At 74.1% G+C, this 18,699-nt stretch carries 15 protein-coding genes; 3 read left to right on the top strand and 12 right to left on the bottom strand.

Going from position 1 to position 18,699, the window contains the following annotated elements:
* Positions 1-31: 31 nt before the first annotated feature.
* Positions 32-2,761 carry a Tex family protein gene (locus B056_RS0103885; RefSeq protein ID WP_035750121.1) on the bottom strand — a complete coding sequence of 910 codons (2,730 nt, stop codon included), beginning with the start codon at positions 2,759-2,761 and terminating at the stop codon, positions 32-34.
* Positions 2,762-3,197: 436 nt separating this feature from the next.
* On the opposite strand from B056_RS0103885, the gene B056_RS0103880 reads away from it, so the two are divergent.
* The gene (locus tag B056_RS0103880) at positions 3,198-4,298 is read left to right on the top strand and encodes a sensor histidine kinase (protein ID WP_230202803.1); all 1,101 of its coding nucleotides are present in this window, start codon (positions 3,198-3,200) and stop codon (positions 4,296-4,298) included.
* 104 nt (positions 4,299-4,402) lie between these two features.
* Here B056_RS0103880 and B056_RS0103875 read toward each other — a convergent pair whose 3' ends face one another.
* A complete protein-coding gene (locus tag B056_RS0103875) occupies positions 4,403-4,852 on the bottom strand; it encodes an SRPBCC family protein (RefSeq protein ID WP_018500592.1) in 450 nt (149 codons plus the stop codon).
* A gap of 317 nt (positions 4,853-5,169) precedes the next feature.
* Here B056_RS0103875 and B056_RS0103870 point away from each other — a divergent pair, with 317 nt between their 5' ends.
* Entirely contained in the window at positions 5,170-6,450 is a 1,281-nt protein-coding gene (locus B056_RS0103870; RefSeq protein WP_051105534.1) for a DUF4407 domain-containing protein, read from the top strand.
* On the opposite strand, the gene B056_RS0103865 is transcribed toward B056_RS0103870, so the two are convergent.
* The 10 genes from B056_RS0103865 to B056_RS0103820 all read right to left on the bottom strand — a co-directional run bounded on the left by B056_RS0103865 (position 6,451) and on the right by B056_RS0103820 (position 17,299).
* The gene (locus B056_RS0103865) at positions 6,451-6,966 is read right to left on the bottom strand and encodes a DUF3618 domain-containing protein (protein WP_018500590.1); all 516 of its coding nucleotides are present in this window, start codon (positions 6,964-6,966) and stop codon (positions 6,451-6,453) included.
* 95 nt (positions 6,967-7,061) lie between these two features.
* Positions 7,062-7,628: a phage holin family protein gene (locus B056_RS0103860; RefSeq protein ID WP_018500589.1), complete on the bottom strand. Its 567-nt coding sequence runs from the start codon at positions 7,626-7,628 to the stop codon at positions 7,062-7,064.
* A 138-nt stretch (positions 7,629-7,766) separates the two neighbouring features.
* Positions 7,767-8,651, bottom strand: coding sequence for an alpha/beta fold hydrolase (locus tag B056_RS0103855; RefSeq protein ID WP_018500588.1), 885 nt, complete (start codon positions 8,649-8,651; stop codon positions 7,767-7,769).
* 205 nt (positions 8,652-8,856) lie between these two features.
* On the bottom strand, positions 8,857-10,080 hold the full coding sequence (locus B056_RS0103850) for an MSMEG_0565 family glycosyltransferase (RefSeq protein WP_051105533.1): 1,224 nt from the start codon (positions 10,078-10,080) through the stop codon (positions 8,857-8,859).
* Between the two features lie 104 nt (positions 10,081-10,184).
* Entirely contained in the window at positions 10,185-11,783 is a 1,599-nt protein-coding gene (locus tag B056_RS45270) for an FAD-dependent oxidoreductase (protein ID WP_018500586.1), read from the bottom strand.
* Complete coding sequence (locus B056_RS35030) at positions 11,783-12,796, bottom strand: carbon-nitrogen hydrolase family protein (protein ID WP_018500585.1); 1,014 nt, start codon at positions 12,794-12,796, stop codon at positions 11,783-11,785. The genes B056_RS45270 and B056_RS35030 overlap by 1 nt, the downstream gene beginning before the upstream one ends.
* Positions 12,793-14,253 (bottom strand): MSMEG_0567/sll0787 family protein, encoded by a 1,461-nt coding sequence (locus tag B056_RS0103835; RefSeq protein ID WP_026239290.1) that lies wholly within the window; start codon positions 14,251-14,253, stop codon positions 12,793-12,795. The genes B056_RS35030 and B056_RS0103835 overlap by 4 nt, the downstream gene beginning before the upstream one ends.
* A gap of 5 nt (positions 14,254-14,258) precedes the next feature.
* Positions 14,259-15,389: an MSMEG_0568 family radical SAM protein gene (locus B056_RS0103830; RefSeq protein ID WP_018500583.1), complete on the bottom strand. Its 1,131-nt coding sequence runs from the start codon at positions 15,387-15,389 to the stop codon at positions 14,259-14,261.
* A gap of 455 nt (positions 15,390-15,844) precedes the next feature.
* Entirely contained in the window at positions 15,845-16,354 is a 510-nt protein-coding gene (locus tag B056_RS0103825) for an MSMEG_0572/Sll0783 family nitrogen starvation response protein (protein ID WP_018500582.1), read from the bottom strand.
* An 81-nt stretch (positions 16,355-16,435) separates the two neighbouring features.
* Positions 16,436-17,299, bottom strand: a complete 864-nt coding sequence (locus B056_RS0103820; RefSeq protein WP_051105522.1) for an amidohydrolase family protein — start codon at positions 17,297-17,299, stop codon at positions 16,436-16,438.
* Positions 17,300-17,506: 207 nt separating this feature from the next.
* Here B056_RS0103820 and B056_RS0103815 point away from each other — a divergent pair, with 207 nt between their 5' ends.
* Positions 17,507-18,160, top strand: a complete 654-nt coding sequence (locus B056_RS0103815; RefSeq protein WP_018500580.1) for a metallophosphoesterase family protein — start codon at positions 17,507-17,509, stop codon at positions 18,158-18,160.
* Positions 18,161-18,699: the final 539 nt, after the last annotated feature.

Below are 18,699 nucleotides of genomic sequence, written 5' to 3'. Positions count from 1 at the left end.
CAACACCCTTCGGAGCGAAATCCGGGCGCGGCTAGCGGCGCCCGCGACGGCGGCTGTCGCGCGCGTCGTCCTGGTTGCCGCTGAGGGTGACCTCGTCGCCGGTGACCAGACCGGCGCGGCGCAGCGCGTCGGCGATGGCCCCGTCGGTCCGCCCGCCACGGTGGCCCGCACCGCGCTGGCCACCGCCACCGCCACCGCCAGCACCGCCACCGCCAGCACCGCCACCGCGCTGACCGCCACCCGCGCCACCGGCACCGCCGCGCTGACCCGCGCCACCGCCACCGCGCTGGCCCGGACCACCCCGCTGGCCGGGGCCGCCACGCTGACCCGGACCGCCACGCCCGCCTCCGGGCTGGCCGCCACCCGGCTGCCCGCCGCCGGCCGCCGCCGCCTGCCGGCCGCCCTGCTGGTCGGCGGGCGGCCCCCCGTCACGCTCCTGGCTCCGGCCGGCGCCACCGGCGCCACCGCGGATCTGCCCACCGCGGCCACCGCGGCCCGCGCGCCGCTCACCGCCCTGACCGCTCTGCCCGCCGCCGGCGTCCGCCGCGCCCGGCTCGTCGTCCAGGCGCAGGGTGAGCGAGATGCGCTTGCGCGGGATGTCGACGTCGAGGACCTTCACCCGCACGATGTCCCCGGGCTTGGCGACCTCGCGGGGGTCGCTGACGAAGTTCTTCGACATCGCCGAGACATGGACGAGGCCGTCCTGGTGCACGCCGATGTCGACGAAGGCGCCGAAGGCGGCGACGTTGGTCACCACACCCTCGAGGACCATCCCCGGCACCAGGTCGGCGAGGGTCTCGACGCCCTCGGTGAACTCGGCGGTCTTGAACGCCGGCCGCGGGTCGCGGCCGGGCTTCTCCAGCTCGGCGAGGATGTCGGTCACCGTCGGCAGGCCGACCGTGTCGTCGACGAACTCGGTGGGCTTCAGCGAGCGCAGCGTCTTCGTATCGCCGATCAGCGCGCGCAGGTCGCCACCGGTCACCGTCAGGATCCGCCGGACGACCGGGTAGGACTCCGGGTGCACGCTGGAGCTGTCGAGCGGGTCGTCGCCGCCGGTGATCCGCAGGAAGCCGGCGCACTGCTCGAACGCCTTCGGGCCCAGCCGGGCCACCTCCAGCAGGCCGGTCCGCGACCGGAACGGCCCGTTGGTGTCCCGGTGGCGGACGATGTTGTCGGCCAGCCCGCCGCTGATGCCGGAGACCCGGGAGAGCAGCGGTGCCGAGGCGGTGTTGACGTCCACGCCGACCGCGTTCACGCAGTCCTCGACGACGGCGTCCAGGGAGGACGACATCCGGGCCTCGGAGAGGTCGTGCTGGTACTGGCCGACCCCGATCGACTTCGGGTCGATCTTGACGAGCTCGGCGAGCGGGTCCTGCAGGCGGCGCGCGATGGACACCGCGCCGCGCAGCGAGACGTCCATCGAGGGCAGTTCCTGGGACGCGTAGGCGGAGGCGGAGTACACCGAGGCACCGGCCTCGGACACCATCACCTTGGTCAGCTTCAGCTCGGGATGCCGGCGGATCAGGTCGTCGGCCAGCTTGTCGGTCTCCCGGGAGGCCGTCCCGTTGCCGATGGCGATCAGCTCCACGCCGTGCTCGGCGGCCAGCCGGGCCAGAGTGGCCAGGGAGTCGTCCCAGCGCCGGGCCGGGACGTGCGGGTAGATCGTGTCGGTGGCGACGGCCTTCCCGGTCGCGTCGACCACCGCCACCTTGACGCCGGTGCGGAACCCCGGGTCGAGGCCCATGGTGCGCCGCTCCCCGGCGGGGGCGGCGAGCAGCAGGTCACGCAGGTTCGCCGCGAACACGCGTACGGCGGTGTCCTCCGCGGACGTCCACAGCCGCATGCGGAGGTCGACGCCGAGGTGGACGAGGACCCGGGTCCGCCAGGCCCAGCGCACCGCGTCGAGCAGCCAGCGGTCGGCCGGGCGGCCGGCGTCGGCGATGTCGAAGCGCTCGGCGATGCGCCGCTCGTAGTCGGTGGGGCCGGGGGCCGGGGGCTCCGCCGGGTCGGCGGGCTCGTCCGGCTCCAGGGTGAGATCGAGGATCTCCTCCTTCTCCCCGCGGAACATCGCGAGGATCCGGTGGGACGGCAGCTTCGTGAACGGCTCGGCGAAGTCGAAGTAGTCGGCGAACTTCGCGCCGTCGGCCTCCTTGCCCTCGCGGACCCGGCTGACGAGATACCCGCGGGACCACATCTGCTCGCGCAGCGCGCCGATCAGGTCGGCGTCCTCGGCGAAGCGCTCCACCAGGATGGCGCGGGCGCCCTCGAGCGCCACGGTGGCGTCGGCGACGCCCTTCTCGGCGTCGACGTAACGCTCCGCCTCCGCCCGGGGGTCGAGCGAGCGGTCGGCCAGCAGCGCGTCCGCGAGCGGCTCCAGCCCGGCCTCGCGCGCGATCTGCGCCTTCGTCCGGCGCTTCGGCTTGTAGGGGAGGTAGATGTCCTCCAGGCGGGCCTTGGTGTCGGCGGCCATGATCTGCGCCTCGAGGGCGTCGTCGAGCTTGCCCTGGCTCCGGATGGACTCCAGGATCGCCGCGCGCCGCTCCGCCAGCTCCCGCAGGTACCGCAGCCGCTCCTCGAGGGTCCGCAGCTGGGCGTCGTCGAGGGTGCCGGTCACCTCCTTGCGGTACCGGGCGATGAACGGCACTGTCGCCCCGCCGTCGAGCAGGTCGATCGCCGAGGCCACCTGCCCCTCGCGCACGCCCAGCTCCGCGGCGATCCGCGCCTGGACAGACACCGTCTCTGAGACGGACACCGTCGTCACGATCCGCAACCGCCTTTGCCTGTGTGCTCGTCGTCCCCACGGTTCGGACCCGGGGGTTGGTACTCCCGATAATCCCTCTCGTCGGATCACCGGTGCCGGTCGGGGTGAGCCCCGGTACCGGCCCGGACGCCCGCGCGGCCCCGCCGCGGCGCTGGTCGCCCGCCCGGGTGCCGTGCCCGCCGGGGACACCCGCCGGGCGGCCCGGCCGGCGGCACCCAGGCTCTTTAGCGCAATACGGTGTTCTTCCGTCGACATACCATGTCATGGTGTTTCGGATTGGCCTGTCACGTTCTGTACGGGGACCACGACGTCGCCGCTCCGGCCGGGGAGGCCCGGAACCGCGATGACGCCGTCCCGGCGGCGGTCCGGGCCGTGATTGATCGAATTCGGGGGGGACACCGTGAGGGACGCCCGCGGGTCAGAGGTCGGTCCAACCGTGGCATTCGTGCACGAGGCGCTCGTCCACCGCGGCCCGGCCGGTTTCCTGGCTGGCGCGGTGGAATTCGTCCGGGCCGGTGTCCAGCGTGACGAGGCCGTCCTGGTCGCGGTCACGCCCGCCAACGCCGGGCTGCTGCGATCCGTGCTGGGCTCGATCGTGGCGAAGGTCTCCTTCCTCGACATCACCGAATTCGGGCGAAATCCAGGCCGGGTCATTCCGGCCTGGTCGGCCTTTCTGGACGAGGCCCGGGCCCGGGGAACCCGCGCGCGTGGCCTCGGCGAGCTGGTCTGGGCCGGGCGGAGCGCGGCCGAGATAGCCGAGTGCCACCACTGCGAATCACTGGCCAATCTGGCCTTCGGGGCATCGTCCGGGCTGCGGCTACGCTGCGCCTACGACGCCGCCACGCTGCCGGCACCGGTGGTGGACGCCGCGTGGCGCACCCATCCGCGGGTGCTGGGCGACGGCGCGGCCCGCGGTGGCGGCGGCCGGTACCGCGCCGCACCCGGCCCGTTGTCGGGCCCACCGCCCGGTCCTCCGCCCGGCCCGTTGTCGGGCCCTCCGCCCGGCCTACCTCCGGGCCGCGTCCGTCCACCGGCTTCCGCGCCGCTGGGGCCGGGGGTGCCGGAGCCGTTCGAGATGGGGCTGCCGGCGCCCGCCGTGGCCGGCCGGGCCGTGGTCAGCCTGCGCTTCACCGGGCGGGACGTGTCGGCCGCCCGGCGGATGGCGGTCGGCCGGGCCTGCGAGGTCGGCGTGCCCGACAGCCGGGTGGACGACCTGAAGCTGGCCATCCACGAGATCGTCACCAACAGCGTGCGCCACGGCGGTGGGATCGGCCGGCTGCGCGTCTGGGTGGAGGGGCCGACCCTGATCTGCGAGGTCGCCGACCGCGGCCGGGTACTCGACCCGCTGGTCGGCCAGCGGATCCCGGAACTGGACTCCGAGGGCGGCCGGGGGCTGTGGCTGGCCCACCAGCTCTGCGACCTCGTCCAGCTCCGCTCCTCACCGGCCGGCACCGTGGTCCGCCTGCACATCGCGATCCGTGGCGCGGCGCCCACCCACGGCACCACCGAGGACGGCGCGGCCGCCGAGGCCGGTTAGCCCGGCCCCGGCCCAGGTGTCGCGGAGGGTGCGCAACGCCGCCCGTCGGCGCCGCCGAGGCCGGTTAGCCCGGCCCCGGCCCCGTTCGCGGAGGAGACCGCTGGTCAGGCCGGCTGGCGCAGCCGGGTCTCCAGGCCGTCCAGGACGGCGTTGCCCAGCTTGCGGATGCCGATCGGGGCGAAGGTCTTCTCGAAGAACCCACCGACCCCGCTCGCGCCGTCCCAGGTGGTCAGCGCGGTGACCGTGCTGCCGCCGGCGCCGGCCGCGCGCACCTGCCAGCGGGTGCGCAGGGAGGAGCACTGGTCGGTCTCCAGCAGGCTGCCCGCCGCGGGGGCGCTGACCAGCGCGTCCACCTCGCGGACGCGCTTGCGGGTGGCGTGCAGCCGGTAGGTGATCCGGGTACCGGGGCCCTCGCCGCCCTCGACCACCTTGTAGTCGGTGATCATTTCTGGCCACAGCTCGGCCCGCGTGCCCGCGTAGTCGGCCAGCAGCGCCAGCACCCGCTCCGGCGGGCCGCCGACGATCCGTTCCACCTCGACACTGATCTGTGCCATCGCTCGCTCCGTCCGAACTCGGCCCGGCTGGCGCCGGCACCTCCGCCGAAAAAGAGACTATCCCGGGCACGACAAATCCGGTTGACCGCCCCACCGGGCCGCCGATCTCGGCCGTGAATTGTGGGGACGGCGGTCGGGAGATAACGTTGCCGCGCTGCCCGGAGGCGTAACCGGCGGCGCCCGATCCGCCCGGCAAAATGCTGCGCGAATCTGTGAGGTACCGGTTGGACGGGGGTCCTGTGTCAGATTCACCGCAGACTTCCGAACATTCCCGTGAGCGGATGCGCCGGCCTGGCCCGGTGCGGGCTTTCGGGGACATGCTGGCATTCTTCGCCGGTGCGCAGGCCAAATTCCTCCCGCCGACGGATCGCGCCCGTTTCGTCACCGCCGGCACGCTGATGCTGCTGACGGCGGCACTCGCCACCTGCGCGGGGTCGACGGTGGTGGCCATCGGGTTCGGCATCGGGACACTCCAGGCGCTGCCCTTCGGCATCTTCTACGCCCTGTTCATCTTCTTCATCGACCGGTCCGTCCTGCTGACCCAGACCCCGTACCGTTATGGCGCGGACGGCGGAGTGGAGACCGGTCGGGCCGGATTCTCCGTGGCGGTCCGGGTGTTCATCGCGGTGTGCGCGGCGGTAATTGTCGGGGAGACGGTGCTTCTCCGGATCTTCGAGTCCTCGATCGCGAACCGGGTCGCCGAGATCCAGCAGGAGGACGCCGGGCGCGTACTGGCCGGGTGGGACGCGAACCAGGAGAGCGAGATCGCCGCCCGCACGGCCGATCTCGCCGCCAAACAGAAAGGCCTCGACGCCGCCGACGATCTCGTCGAGGCGAAGACTGCGGAGGTGAACTGCCAGCTCGCCGGCGGCCCGGACTGCCTGGGCGGGGCCGGCCCGGTCTATCAGATCAAGCTGGCCGAGCTGGCCGCGGCGACCGTCGCCGTCACCGACGCCACCCGGCTGCGCGACGCCGCCCAGCGCGACCTTGACAAGTTCCAAGCCACTCAGCAGGCCAGCCGTTCCGCCTTCGCGGGCACGGTGGAGGCCACGACGGGCGCGGCGGACGACCTGCTGATGCGGGAGAAGGCGTTCTGGCGGCTGACCACCGAGGACCGCTCGGTCCTGGTGTGGCGCCTGTTGCTGACGTTGCTCCTGCTCGGTGTCGACCTCGCCCCGCTGCTGTTCAAGCGTGGTCTGGACCGCACCTCCTACCGGCAGCGCGAGCGGCTCGAGCGCTGGCGGGACGAGACCGCCGTCGAGGTCGACGCGCTCCAGGTCGGTCACACCGCCCGGGAACGCCGTGATCTGGCTCCGGTGGTCGCGGCGCGGCTCGCCGGGCGCTGGGAGGACTATCTGCTGCGCCGCGACGGCGTCGAGACCGCTGTGCGCTGGACGGCCGACACGGCCCAGGCGCGCCTCGCCGAGGAGGAGATCAGCGCCGACCAGGAGTCGCGGATGCGCGAGCTGCGCGCGCGGCACGGCATCGTCGCCGTGCCGCGCGCGCCGACCTCGGAATCGGCTGTGGCCACCGGATCAGCCGTGGCCACCGGATCGGTCAGCGGTCACGCGGTACCGCCGCCGCCGGAATCGCCGTGATCAGACGCCGCCGGCGCGGCGCCGGCGGCGGCGGCGGGCGATCAGGGCGGCCACGACGCCCAGGGCCGCCGCTCCGCCCGCGGCCGAGCCGGCCGCGCGCGGGTTCTCCCGCGCCCGGTCACGCCCGGCCGTGATGAGCGGTCCCGCCTTCGCACGCCCCGCGGCGGCCGTCTGGGCGGCCTTCTCCCGGCCGACGGTCATCGCGCTGCCGGCGGTCGCCGTCGTCCGGTGCAGGACGTCCGCGACCTGCGGGTGGGCGTCGAGCTGGCGGTGGGCCGTCTGCTGCGCGGCGGTGGCCGCGTGCCCGGCGGTCCCTCGGGCCCGGACGGTCGCCTCGTCGAGCTTCGGCTTCAGCGCGCTGCCCGCCCCCGCGACCTTGTCCTTGACCCCGGCGGCGGTGCGCCCGGCGACCTTGTGCGGGCTGATGCGGTCGGAGAGCTCGTCGAGGTCGTGGCCGAGCTGGGCGCGGGTCGCCTCGATGTCGGCCCGGATCTCGTCAGGTGTTGTGCTGGTCACGCGCGCCTTCCTTTCGGCCTGGACGTCGGCCTGGGACGTCTTCTCCGTCGCTCGTCGCTGGTTGCTGGTCGCGGGTGGCGGTGGGCCGGACGGGCTCAGTGGCGGCGGCTCTGCGCCCACTGGACGTCCTCGCGCAGCGTCTCGACCGTCTGCGTCGGCGCCGGGTGCACTTCGCGGACCGTGCTGCGGCCGCGCAGGGCGAGCACGGCGGCGACCGCGGCGAGCACCACTCCGACGATCAGCGCGGCCCAGCCCAGCGCCATGACCTCGCCCAGCCCGAACATGACCGCGAGCAGGACGAAGAGCAGCGCGAAGTAGCCGGCCCCGCCGGCTCCGGCGAACATCCCCGCGCCCTTGCCGGCCTTCGTCGCCTCCGCGCGCAGCTCGGCCTTGGCGAGTGCGATCTCCTGGCGGAACAGGGTGGAGACGTCCGCCGCCACGTCGGAGACGAGGCGGCCGGTCGAGGCCGGCCGGGGCTCCGTCATCGTGGCGGGGGCTGACGGCGTGATCCGTACCGTGGCATCGGGCGGAAGGCCCGGGATGCCGGCCTGGTCGGCGGGCACGCCGTCCGCGGATGTCGGGACGCCTCCCGGGGCGACCGGGAGATCGGCGGGGGGTGCTGGGGTCGACGTCGTGGGCTGGCGGGTGTAGGTGCTGGTCATGCCGTCTCCTTCTCGACCGGACCTGACCCCGCCCTCCGGCGGTGTCCATTCGGATCGGTGTAGACCCGGATGCCCGCCCGACCTCGGATTAACCGTGGATGTGGCAGAGGGTGCCGGCCCGCCCCGCCGGCCGGCCGGCTAGTCGGCGCGTTCCTGGGGGGACGAGTGCTCCCAGTCGGCGAGGATGGTGCGGATCCCGGTGACCAGCATCAGCGGCTGGTCGAGCATCACGTGGTGCCCCGCGAGCGGGATCTCGATGACCGGCGCGACCCGGCCCAGCAGGTTGTACATCAGCTCGCCGATGTCCGGGGTGACCAGCCCGTTCTCGGCGCGGAACAGCGCGACCCGGCAGTGCACCTTGCGCAGGATCTCGGGGGACGGCGTCCGGTTGCCGAACACGTTCGGGTCGAACTTCCACGTCCAGCCGCCGAGCATCGCCCCGATGGAGTTCCGGGCGATGTGGTCGATGATGTAGGGCAGGCTGCTCGGCTGCTCGGGGACGGTGCGGAACCGCGCCAGCGCGTCGGCCGCCGTCGCGTAGACCCGCAGCGGGCCGAAGGCGGTCCGCTCGCGGGCGGCGCGCTCCTCCGGGGTCGACTCCTTCACCGGCGAGTCGACGACGACGATGCCGGCGACGCGGTCCGGGTACTCGGCGGCCGTCGTGATGGTCACCCAGCCACCCATGCTGTGCCCGATGACGATCGGTGGGGACGTGATCCCGGCGTGGTCGATCACCGCCACGACCTCGGACGCCCACGTGCTCAGCGAGTACTCCTCGCGGCGCCCGCTGTCACCGTGGCCCGACAGGTCCAGGGCGACCACCCGGTACTCGGCCGGGATCAGTGGCGCGATGTGGTCCCACCAGCCCGCGTGGGCCGCGCCACCGTGCACCATCACGATCGCGGGGCCGCCGACCCGTCCCCAGCACCGGTAGCTGATGGTCGTCCCGTCGACCTCGGTCTCCAGCCGCTCGGGACGAGTATCGATGGCGGCCTCGTACCAGGCCGGTGCTTCGTCATACATCTATGTCTGCCGTTCGGCTCGTCGTTGTGGTTCTCGGCGACCGCCGCATCCTCGATGAAACACCGTGGGCGCGGTGCGGCCGGGGTCCATCGGCACCGTGACACATTCGTCGGATTTCCGACTCGACTCGACCGACGGAGCAGAGTCGATTCGACACCCAGTGGGACCGTCCGGATCCGGGCTATCGCTCTCCGTTATTAAATTCTTACAGTGAGACAGATGATTTGTCGGTGGTGGCGCTGATGCGGCCGGCCGGCCGGCCGGTGGACCGCGCCCTGATCAGTTCGCGGTAGCGGGCGACGTGCCGGTCGGCCGCGGCCGACCAGCTGTACCCCGAGGCGACCGCTTGCCCGGCGGCCCGCCCGGCTGGCCGCGCGGGCGCTTCCGCGCGATGGCCCTGTTCCGTGGAGCCACCCTGTTCCGCGGAGTCCAGGTACGCCTCCAACGCGGCCGCGAGGCCGGCCGGTGTCGCGGCGAAACGCACCGCGTCCCCGGCCGCGGCCAGCACCTCGCGCAGTACCGGCAGGTCACGGGTGACCACCGGGACGCCCGCGGCCAGCGCCTCCAGCGCGGCCAGCCCGAACCCCTCCTTCACGGACGGGAACGCGAACACGTCCGCCGCCGCGACCAGGGCGGGTAGTTCCTCGTGGGCCACCGGCCCGAGGATGACGGGCTCGACGCCGAGGCGCGCGGCCCTGGCCAGCACCCGCTCGCGGTACCCGCGGTAGTCGAAGAGGGTCTCCCCGCCGGCGAGAACGAGCGACACCGGCGTCGCCCGCTCCCGCAGCAGGGCGAACGCCTCGACCAGGTCGGCGGTCCCCTTGCGGGGCTCGATCCCGCCGACGGCGAGCACGTACCGGCCGAGCCGGGCCCGCCAGCGTTCACGGGCCGTGCGGGCGGGGTCCTCCGGTCCGGCCGCCGCGCTGAAGCGGGCCGCGTCGACGCCGTTCGGGATCACCGTCGCGGTGATCCCCCAGCCGTCGGCCAGCTCGGCCGCGACGGCCGCCGACACGCACACGTGCGCGTACGGCCGGCGCAGCGCCCGCTCGTGGCAGGCGACGAGCTCGGGGGTGGTGAAGGCGTCCAGGTGGTGGACGGTGCGCATGCAGTCGGCCACGGCGTTCGCGGTGATGCAGTCCTGGGCGTGGACGATGTCGTACCCACCGGGAAACGCCTCGAAGGCCTCCCGCAGGACGGTGATCGAGCGCAGGACGCGCGCGCCGACCGCCTCTCCGGCGATCTCCGGGAACGGCACCGCCACCACCTCGACCGCCGGGTCGACCGGGCGGAAGAAGCCGGCGTCCCCGCCGCGGGCCAGTGTCCACAGGCTGACCCGGTGCCCGGCGCGCGCCAGCGCCTCGGCCAGCGCGAGGGTGGCCACCACCCCGCCGCGGGGCCGGGTGGAGTAGGTCAGCAGCGCCACCGACAGCGGGCCGTCCGCCATGCTTCCGCCCGGCGCGCTCCTGTCCACCGTGCTGCCGCCCGCCGGGCCGTCCGCGCCGCCCTCGCCCGCCGGGGCCTCGCCGTTTCCGCTCACCGGGGCTCCGGGGCGCCGACCCGGGCGAGCGCGTCGGCGGCCAGCCCGACCAGGTCGTCGTGGCCCGGTCCGGGCACGCCCGCGGGCCGCCAGCCCGTCGCCAGGACCTCGCGGACCCGCGCGGCGAACCCCGGCTCGCCCAGCACGTCCGACGGGGTGGCGAGCAGGTTCTGCAGCCGGGTGAAACGGTGCCAGATCCCGGGGTCGCGACGCGCGGCGAGATAGGCCTCGCCGTTCGTGACACCGGCCGGCCACGCGGCGCCCGCACCGGTGGCCGGGGCCGCCGGCCAGGGGGTGTAGCCGGTCGGCGGCGCGCCCTCGGCGGGCTCGGCGCCCCGGGCCCGCGGGACGACCGGTTGCTCGGGCCGCCAGCGCAGCAGCCGGGCCGCGTCCTGGGCGCACGAGTCCTCGAACCACGGCGCGAGCTCCGCCCGCGTCGACTCGTCCAGGGCGAGCGCCCGTTCGGCGGGGTCGCGCAGCGTGCTCGCGACCTCCGCCAGCCGGACGGCGCCGAGGACGCCGAGCGAGACCCCCCGGGTGTGCGCGGGGTTGGTGATGACCGCCGCGTCGCCGATCGCCAGCAGCCCGAGCACGCCCGGACGCCCGTCCGCGACCAGCGGCCGCAGCCGGTTGGTCAGGTGCGACATCGCGGTGACCGGCGAGACCGGCCGTACGTCGGCGGGATCCAGCCACGGGACGAACAGCTCGATGGACCGCACCGCCGCGTCGAACGCCGCGCCGTGCCGAAGCACCCGGATGTCGGCGTCCTCGGGGAGCACCCCGAAGGTCAGCGAGAAACTGTCGCCGTCGGCCGGGAACATCAGGCAGGAGTAGCGGTCGAAGGAGGCGCCGGTGGTGTGACCGCGGTTGAGCGCGATGTCCGGAGTCGGGCCGGTGCGCCGGTAGAAGCGTGAGTAGTAGGCGATGCCGCAGTCGGCCTCGGCCGGCATGGGCAGGTCGGCGCCCGCGTCGACCAGCCACCGCCGCACCGGCGAGAGCCGGCCCGCGGCGTCGACGACGAGGTCGGCGTCCCGGCTGGAGCCGTCGGCCAGCCGCACGCCGCGGACCAGCACCGGCCCGCGCGAGAACGCGGCCCCGCCGCCAGCCCCGGCCCCGGCACCGGCTCCGATCCCGCCACCGGCTCCGCCCGGGGCGGTTTCGGTGCGCAGGCCGACGACGCGTGTCCCCGACCGGACGGTCACCCCGGGCTGCGCGGCGACGACCTCGCGCAGCACCCAGTCCAGTACCGCCCGCCGGCATCCGAGGACGACGAGCTCGTCGTCGGCCGGCGCGGGGCCGGTCAGCGTCGGCGGCGCGTGCTCGGTGAGCCGGACCTCGAGCGCGCCCGCGGCGCGCAGCGCGTCGAGGACGTCCGGGGCGTGCTCGGCCAGCAGCGACCGGCAGCGGGCCAGGAAGGCGTGCGAGTGCCAGGTCTGCGTCGCGCCCGGCCGGCGCCAGCCGTCCACACCGGCCAGGTCGCCGGGCCGGTCGTCGACGTCCCGTTCGAGCACGTCGACCCGCCAGCCGCGGCGGGCGAGCAGCAGGCCCGCGGTCAGGCCGGCCGCCCCGGCGCCGATGATGATCGCGTCGGGCATCAGCGCACCGGTCCCGCGGGGCGAGGGCTGACGGGGCGCGGGTCGGCGGGGCGCGGGTCGGCGGCGCGGGAGCCAGCCGGCTGGGCGGCCCGCCGCGGGTCGTAGGGCTCACCGGCCAGCAGGCACTGCTTGTCGTAGCTGGCGGCGCGGCGGTCCCGCAGGTGGTTCAGGCCGCGGCGGGCCGCCCGCAGCGCCGCGGGGACGTCGACCGTCGCGACGGCCGTCCCCGCGCCGGTGCCCGTCGAGGCGAGCACGGAGCCGTCCGGATGGACGATCTTCGCGTTGCCGACGAAGCGCAGCGAGCCGAACGTGCCGGCCTGGTTGGACGACACCCACACGACCTGGTTCTCCAGCGCGCGCACCTGGTCGTAGAGGTCGAAGCGGTGCCGCCACCTGTCCGTGGCGAGGTCGTCGGCCGGGTGGGTGCGCGCGGCCGGCCAGGCTGACAGGCAGGCGATGATGTCGGCGCCGTCGAGCGCCAGGCTACGCCCGGACTCGGGGAACGCCTTGTCGTAACAGATCATCATCCCCATCCGGCCGAGCGGGCTGTCGAACGCGGTGAAGCAGCGGCCGGCCTCGTAGGCGAGGGACTCACCGAGCGGCTGGTGGACCTTGCGGTGTCGGCCGAGGACGCCACCACCGTGCACACACACCGCACTGTTGTACCGGTATCGCCCGTCACGCTCCGCGTAGCCCGCGCAGACCACCATATCCCCGGCGATCGCCGCCAGCCGGGTGATCTCCGGGCCGTCCGGGTCGAGGGCGGGCGGCCCCCCGCGCGGGGTCAGATCGTCCCCACGCGGCGGCAGCGCCCGCAGGTAGCCGCCGAGCGCCCCCTCGGGCAGGACGAGCAGATCCACCCCGCGCCGGCGGGCCCCGGCGACCAGCACGCTGATCGCCGCGAGGCATTCGTCCAGGTCACGGGTGAACGGAGCGGTCACCGCGGCGATCGTCACCGCGCGGGAGGCCGCTGCCGGCCCCCCGCGTGTGGCGTCCCCGCGGTCCGCGATCACGCGTGGCCCAGCCCCGTCACATGGCCGGACAGCGCCGGGGTGAGCACGCCGTCCGGCCAGCGCAGGGTCACTCCGGTCCCGTTGAGCAGCCGGCCGCAGCGCCGCGACGTCGCCGGGCTGAGCGCGGGGACGGGCCGGTCGTCGACGTCGGCGGTGAGCATCGCGTAACCGGGGAAACAGGTCAGCCAGTCACCGACGGTGGCGCCCGCCGGCCGGGGGACCGCGGCCACCTCCAGCTCGGCGGCGCACCCGCTCGCCTCGGCGAGCATCCCGAGCGTGCCGACGATCCCGACCATGCTGACGTCCTTCGCCGCGCACGGGCGGTGCCGCCGCGGCAGGTCCAGCAGTGCGCGCAGCTCCGCCGTCCGGCGGTCGGAGGTCGAGTCCCACTGCCGGCCGGAGTACCCGGGGCGCCAGTCGCCGCCCAGGTCGGCGGTCAGGGTCACCGCGTGCCCCGGCAGGCCGCCGCCGGCGGGGATCGGCCGTTCGGCGCGGCCCAGGGCCGTCACCGACAGCGCGGCCGCCACCCCGAGCTGGGTGTGTCCGCCCAGGATGGGCACGCCGTAGCGCTCCGCCGCCGCCCGCAGCCCGCCGATCACCCGGGCCACCCGGGACGCCGTCGGGCCGGCGACCGCGTCGAGCATGCCCACCGGCCGGGCACCCATCGCCGCCAGGTCGTTGAGGTTGACCAGCACGCCGCACCAGCCGGCCCAGTACGGGTCGCGCTCGACCATCGACGGCACGATCGCGTCGCAGGCCGCGACGACGTCGGTGCCGGGCACGGGTGCCCCGTCGTCACCGACGAACCCGGGGCCGCCGGGGCGCATCCCGGCCAGCAGGGTCGCCAGCGGGGCCTTGATCGAGGCCGCCACCGCCGCCAGCCGGTTGATGGGCCAGCGCATGAGCACGTGGGGGCGGCCGGCGACCGTGGTCGTCCCGGCGATCATCCAGCCGAGCCGGCCGAAGAAGCGGGCTCGGTCGGGCTGCACCGCGGCGTCGAAGCGCAGCACCCCCTCGTTCTCGGCCCGCGCGCACGCCGCCCGGACCAGCGCGGCGCCGACCCCCGCGTAGCGCCCGCGGGCGGCCGCGGCGACCACGAGCCGGCCGCCCTGCCAGGCGCCGATGTCCTCGCCGCGCCAGATCGGCGCCAGCCGGACCCCGCCGATCACCGTGCCGTCCTCCGGCCCGCCGACCACCCGGGCCACCAGGACGATGCTGCGCGGGTCGCTGTCGACCTCGTCGAGATCGCCGGCCACCGTCGCCGGGAAAAGGCCCTGCTCGTCGACGAAGACCTCCCGCCGCAGCCGGGCGTAGGCGGTGAAGGTGGCCAGGTCCTCGGCCTGTTCGACGCGGTACGGCGGCTGGCCGGCCAGCGCGCGGCGGTCACCCCAGATCGCCAGCGTGTCCACGGTGCGGTGCCGGATCGGCGAGTGCCCCCCCGACAGCAGGCTGGACATCGCGCTCACCCCCCGGCCTGGGGCAGGGCCGAGCACGCCCCGCAGGCCGCGCAGCCCGCGCCCTGGTCCGCGCCGCGCATGCCGGCCGCGCGCAGCTCGGCGGCGACGCGGGCCGTCACGTCCGCGACGAGGCCCGGCTCGGGGGCCCGCGCCCCGTCGCGCTCGGCGAGCGTGCCCGCCAGCGGACGGAACGGGACCACGAACGGGTACACGCCCATCGCGATGAGCCGGCGGGCGCCGGCTACCAGCTCGTCCGGATCCTCCCCGAGCCCGATCAGCAGGTAGGTCGACACCCGGTTGCGGCCGAACACCCGGACGGCCTCGGCCCACGCCCGCTCGTACCGTTCCACCGAGACGGTCGCCTTGCCTGGCGTCCAACGCCGCCGGACGGACTCGTCCAGCGACTCGATGTGGATGCCGATCGTGCTCGCCCCGGCCGCGCGCAGCTCACCGATGAACGCGGGGTCGGCCGGCGGCTCACACTGCACCTGGACGGGCAGCCCCGGCACGGCGTCCGTCACCGCCCGCACGCACTCGGCGAGCAGCGCGGCACCGCGGTCCGGGCCGGCGGTGCTGCCGGTGGTCATCACCATCTGGCGCACCCCGTCGAGCCGCACGGCGGCCAGCGCCACCTCGGCGAGCTGCCCGGGGGTCTTGAGCCGGGTGGTCGCCCCGGTCCGCAGCGACTCCTCGATCGCGCAGAACCGGCAGCGCTCCGGCTCCTGGTACCGCACGCAGGTCTGAAGAACGGTCGTGGCCAGGACGTCCGCGCCGTGCAGCCGGGCGAGCTGGGAGTAGGGGACGCCGTCGGCGGTGCTCAGGTCGTAGAAGCGCGGCCGGCGCACCGGTCGGGCCTCGACGCCGAGGTCCACACCGTCGAGCAGCAGCCGGCCGGCGTCGACGGAGTACGGGCTGCTGGGGACGATCGGCAGGGCCAGCCCCTGGCCCGCGACGACGACGTGGCCGTCGTCGCTCGGGCCGGCGCCGCCGCGGCGGCGTACCGGGGTGTTGACGCGCACCCCGCGGACGGCGACGGCGCTGCGGACCGCGAGGTCGAGGCCGCCCGACGGGCGGACGCCCACGGGGATCTCGGCTCCGTCGTCAGGCCGGAGTTCGGCCGCCGGACCGTTTCTCATCTGTGTCTCCCGTCGGGAATCCGCGCCCGGCCCGGTGGCGGATGGGGCAGCGCCTGTGGGCCTGGGCGGGAGATCGGGGTGGAGATATCGGGGTGGAGATATTTCGGGGCAGCCGGGCCTCGACGGCGCCTGATGTCCGGAGGCATCCGAGGCCGGGAGGCATCCGAGGTGCCGGCCGGCGCGCGGACGCGCGCGGGAGCCCGTGCCTGCTGGGCCCAGGTCCGCGGGGCCCGGTACGCCGAGATGCGGAGAAGCTGCTGGGTGCGGAGAAGCTGCTGGTGGAGGTACTGCCAGGTTGTGGAACTGTCGGAACTGGTGGAACTGGTGGAACGCGAGTGTCTGGTACCCGCGGTGCGCGGGACCCGCGGTGCCTGGCTCCCGCGGTACCCGGCGCTCGCGGTGCGCGGCGCCCGCCGTGGGCGGAGCCGGGAGCGCCCGGAGCCGGACGCGGGGCGTCAGAGCATGTACGTCGAGTTCACGATCGCGCCCTTGCGGGTGTAATGGATCACACAGTCCTGGATGTCGAGCGGGTGCGCCGGGATGACGCCCTCGATGAGGTCCTCCTCGCGCAGGCCGTGCAGGGAGAGCCCGAACCGGCAGACGTAGACCTTGCCGCCCTCCTTGATGAAGGTCTCGATCTGGGCGTTGATGTTGTGCTCGCCGGCGAACGCGGAGTCGCCGGTGTGCGGGAACCCGCGGGTGGCCATGCAGTTCATCGCGCCGGGCCCGTAAAAGTAGATGACTGACTCGAAGCCCTTACGTAGTGCTCGGGTGGCTTGGAGGATCGCGACGAAGCTCACCGACGACTCGTGCGCGATGCCGTGGATGAGCGTCAGGTAGGACTCGCCGTCCTCGGCCTGGTAGTCGGGGAAGAGCTTCGTCGAGCCGTAGAGGTTGCTCCCGGGCGGCAGCGAGGGGTGTGGAACCTCGGTGAGGCTCTGGCGCTCCAGCTCCGTCAGCTCCATGCGTGCTCCTGTCTCGGTCGGTGGTGTCTCGATCTGGGCGGTTGTGATCGGACTACCCACATCTTGACCGCCCGACGGTTACTAAGTAGTCGCTGGATGTGGTCGCGGTGTCCGCTTCCGCAGATATAGATCATGAAAGTTCTCCGTGCGGACCCGCCGGGCGAGCTCCGGGTCACCGATGGCGCTGGTCAGCCGGGCGAGCTCGCCCTCGTGGTCGCTCCACGGCTCGTCGCTGGCGAACAGCAGCCGATCGTGGCCGAGGCCACGACGAGCCACCTCCGCCGCGAACCACCGCGGCGCGAAGCCCACCGCCCAGCTCGCGTCGGTGTAGACCCGGCGCCCGGCGGCGACCCAGTCGAAGAAGCGGCCGCCGATCAGCTTGATGTGCCCACTCGCGCCACCACCCAGATGGACCAGATGAACTGTGACCTCGTCCGCGTAGTCATCGACCAGCGTGCCCATCCGGTCGACGTCGGCGGCACCTCCGGGTGAGGTGTGGACGTGTACAACCAGGTCGTGCGCGCGGGCGACGGCGAAGATCCGGTCCAGCCGGCTCCGGCAGGCCGGGTCGGTCACGTCCCCGCCAAGCAGGAAGCTGAGCTTGAGGGCGACCACCCCCCGCTCGCCCGCCAGCGCCAGCGCGCGCTCGGTGGCCTCGGTGTCCTCGGGCCGGGCCGAGACCCACAGGCCGGCCAGGATCCGCTCGTCCACCTGGGCCGCCTCGACGCAGAGCTCGTTGAACCCGAAGGCGACCGAGGGCTCCGGCACGCCGTAGTTCGGGATCACCACGGCCGCCGACGTCCGTTCGGCGTCCAGGTCCGCGCGCAGCTGCGCGATCGTCGCCCGGGCGCGGACGTCGGGGACCACCGGCGGTCCACCGTAATAGGGGTGGGCCGGCAGCACCCCGAGATGTCGATGCGCATCGTGTACGTCCGGTCGCGGCACGGTCGCAGTGAAGCACCCTGGTGTTTCCCGGGTGTGGCCAACGTGACAATCCGGTCGCGGCACTGGCCCTTTTGGTCCCTCGATCGTCCTGGCCTGGTCCTGCGCTGACCCCTCCGGGTAGTCGGAGGGGGGGCTTCTGTTCACTCGATGTGATCTTTCTGTTGATCGTGTCGTCCAGGCTCCCGTCTGCGGAGCAAGCTGGATGGCATGCGGTACGCGGTCATGGCCGACCTGCACGGAAAACGCAAGGCCCTGCGGCGCGTCCTGGCCGCCGCCGACGAGGTCGGCGTCGACGAGGTGGTGTGCCTGGGTGACTACCTCGAGGCCAAGGTGCCCATGCGCCGGCACGATCCAGGGCGGTTCTGGTCCCTCGACGAGGTCGTCGAGCCCGACCCCAGACTCTGGGCCGAGCTCGCCGACCTGCGGCGGATCCTGGGCAACCAGGAGGAACGCATCCGGGACCTGCTCGCTCCGGAGCAGGTGCCGGAGCTGCTGGCCCCCCTGCTGTCCGGTGTGTCGATGACCCATGTGGACTGCGCGGTGGGGATGCACGGCCACCAGATCGGCTGGGATGTCGATCCGGGCTCGGGCTCGTTCGTCCCCCGCGTCCGCGACGTGCCGGCCGTCCCGCTGGTGCTGGTGGGGCACACCCACCGCCGGGCCGTCTTCGAGATCCGCCGGAGCGGGCGGTCCGGGGCGGTCCGGTCCGTCCCGGTGGTCTCCGGGGTGCCGGTGCCGGTACGGCCCGCGGGGCCCGATCCGGTCACCGTGGTGGTGAACGTGGGCCCGGCGATCGGGCGGCCGTCCAACTGGCTGTTCTTCGACGCGGACCGTGGTGAGGTCGTCTTCGAGGAGGCGTGAGCCCGCCGCCAGACCGTGGGTCGGACCAGGCTCGGGACTTTAGTCCTGTCGCGTCCGACATCTGGGGGTCGTAAGCTGGACAGACGTCCCGGCGAGCTCCGTGTACTCCCTGCGTTCCCCCCGTACGCGAGGAGCCGCGCGGCCGCCGGGACTTCTTCTTCTCCCGTGTCGAATGTCGGTGGCATGCCGATGGAACCTGTCGACGGGCCTTCTCCCACACTCGTGTGCGCCGCGCCGGGCGTGGTCCGGAGCGCGCGGTGCCGTCGTCGAGGTGCGGGCCGGCGACGGGTGCCCGTTCGGAGCGTCCCTGTTCGGCCAGTGTTCGTCCGGCAGGTGTCGGTTCGGTGGGTCAGTGTCCGGATGGGTTGTCGTGCCGTCGGATGTTTGACACCGATCGGGCCTACCCATCTGGTGATCCGCGCCCATCCTGGTGATGACAACACGAACCCAGCCGATTCTGATGGGTAGCAATCGTCCGGCATCGGTTGCGGTACGTCGCGCAAAAACTGTGAACAGTTACGTTGTGGTGGAGATCAGGT

Origin of the sequence: Parafrankia discariae (assembly GCF_000373365.1) — a bacterium.
Taxonomy (GTDB): Bacteria; Actinomycetota; Actinomycetes; order Frankiales; family Frankiaceae; genus Parafrankia; species Parafrankia discariae.
Note: the sequence above shows the minus strand (reverse complement) of the source record. Positions and strands in the feature narration are given on the sequence as shown.

Excerpts from the sequence above, each read along its gene's own strand:
- B056_RS0103875 (WP_018500592.1), bottom strand. The coding sequence starts at position 4,852 with ATGGCACAGATCAGTGTCGAGGTGGAACGGATCGTCGGCGGCCCGCCG.
- B056_RS0103870 (WP_051105534.1), top strand. The coding sequence starts at position 5,170 with ATGCTGGCATTCTTCGCCGGTGCGCAGGCCAAATTCCTCCCGCCGACG.
- B056_RS0103860 (WP_018500589.1), bottom strand. The coding sequence starts at position 7,628 with ATGACCAGCACCTACACCCGCCAGCCCACGACGTCGACCCCAGCACCC.
- B056_RS0103855 (WP_018500588.1), bottom strand. The coding sequence starts at position 8,651 with ATGTATGACGAAGCACCGGCCTGGTACGAGGCCGCCATCGATACTCGT.
- B056_RS45270 (WP_018500586.1), bottom strand. The coding sequence starts at position 11,783 with ATGCCCGACGCGATCATCATCGGCGCCGGGGCGGCCGGCCTGACCGCG.
- B056_RS0103835 (WP_026239290.1), bottom strand. The coding sequence starts at position 14,253 with ATGTCCAGCCTGCTGTCGGGGGGGCACTCGCCGATCCGGCACCGCACC.
- B056_RS0103830 (WP_018500583.1), bottom strand. The coding sequence starts at position 15,389 with ATGAGAAACGGTCCGGCGGCCGAACTCCGGCCTGACGACGGAGCCGAG.
- B056_RS0103825 (WP_018500582.1), bottom strand. The coding sequence starts at position 16,354 with ATGGAGCTGACGGAGCTGGAGCGCCAGAGCCTCACCGAGGTTCCACAC.
- B056_RS0103815 (WP_018500580.1), top strand. The coding sequence starts at position 17,507 with ATGCGGTACGCGGTCATGGCCGACCTGCACGGAAAACGCAAGGCCCTG.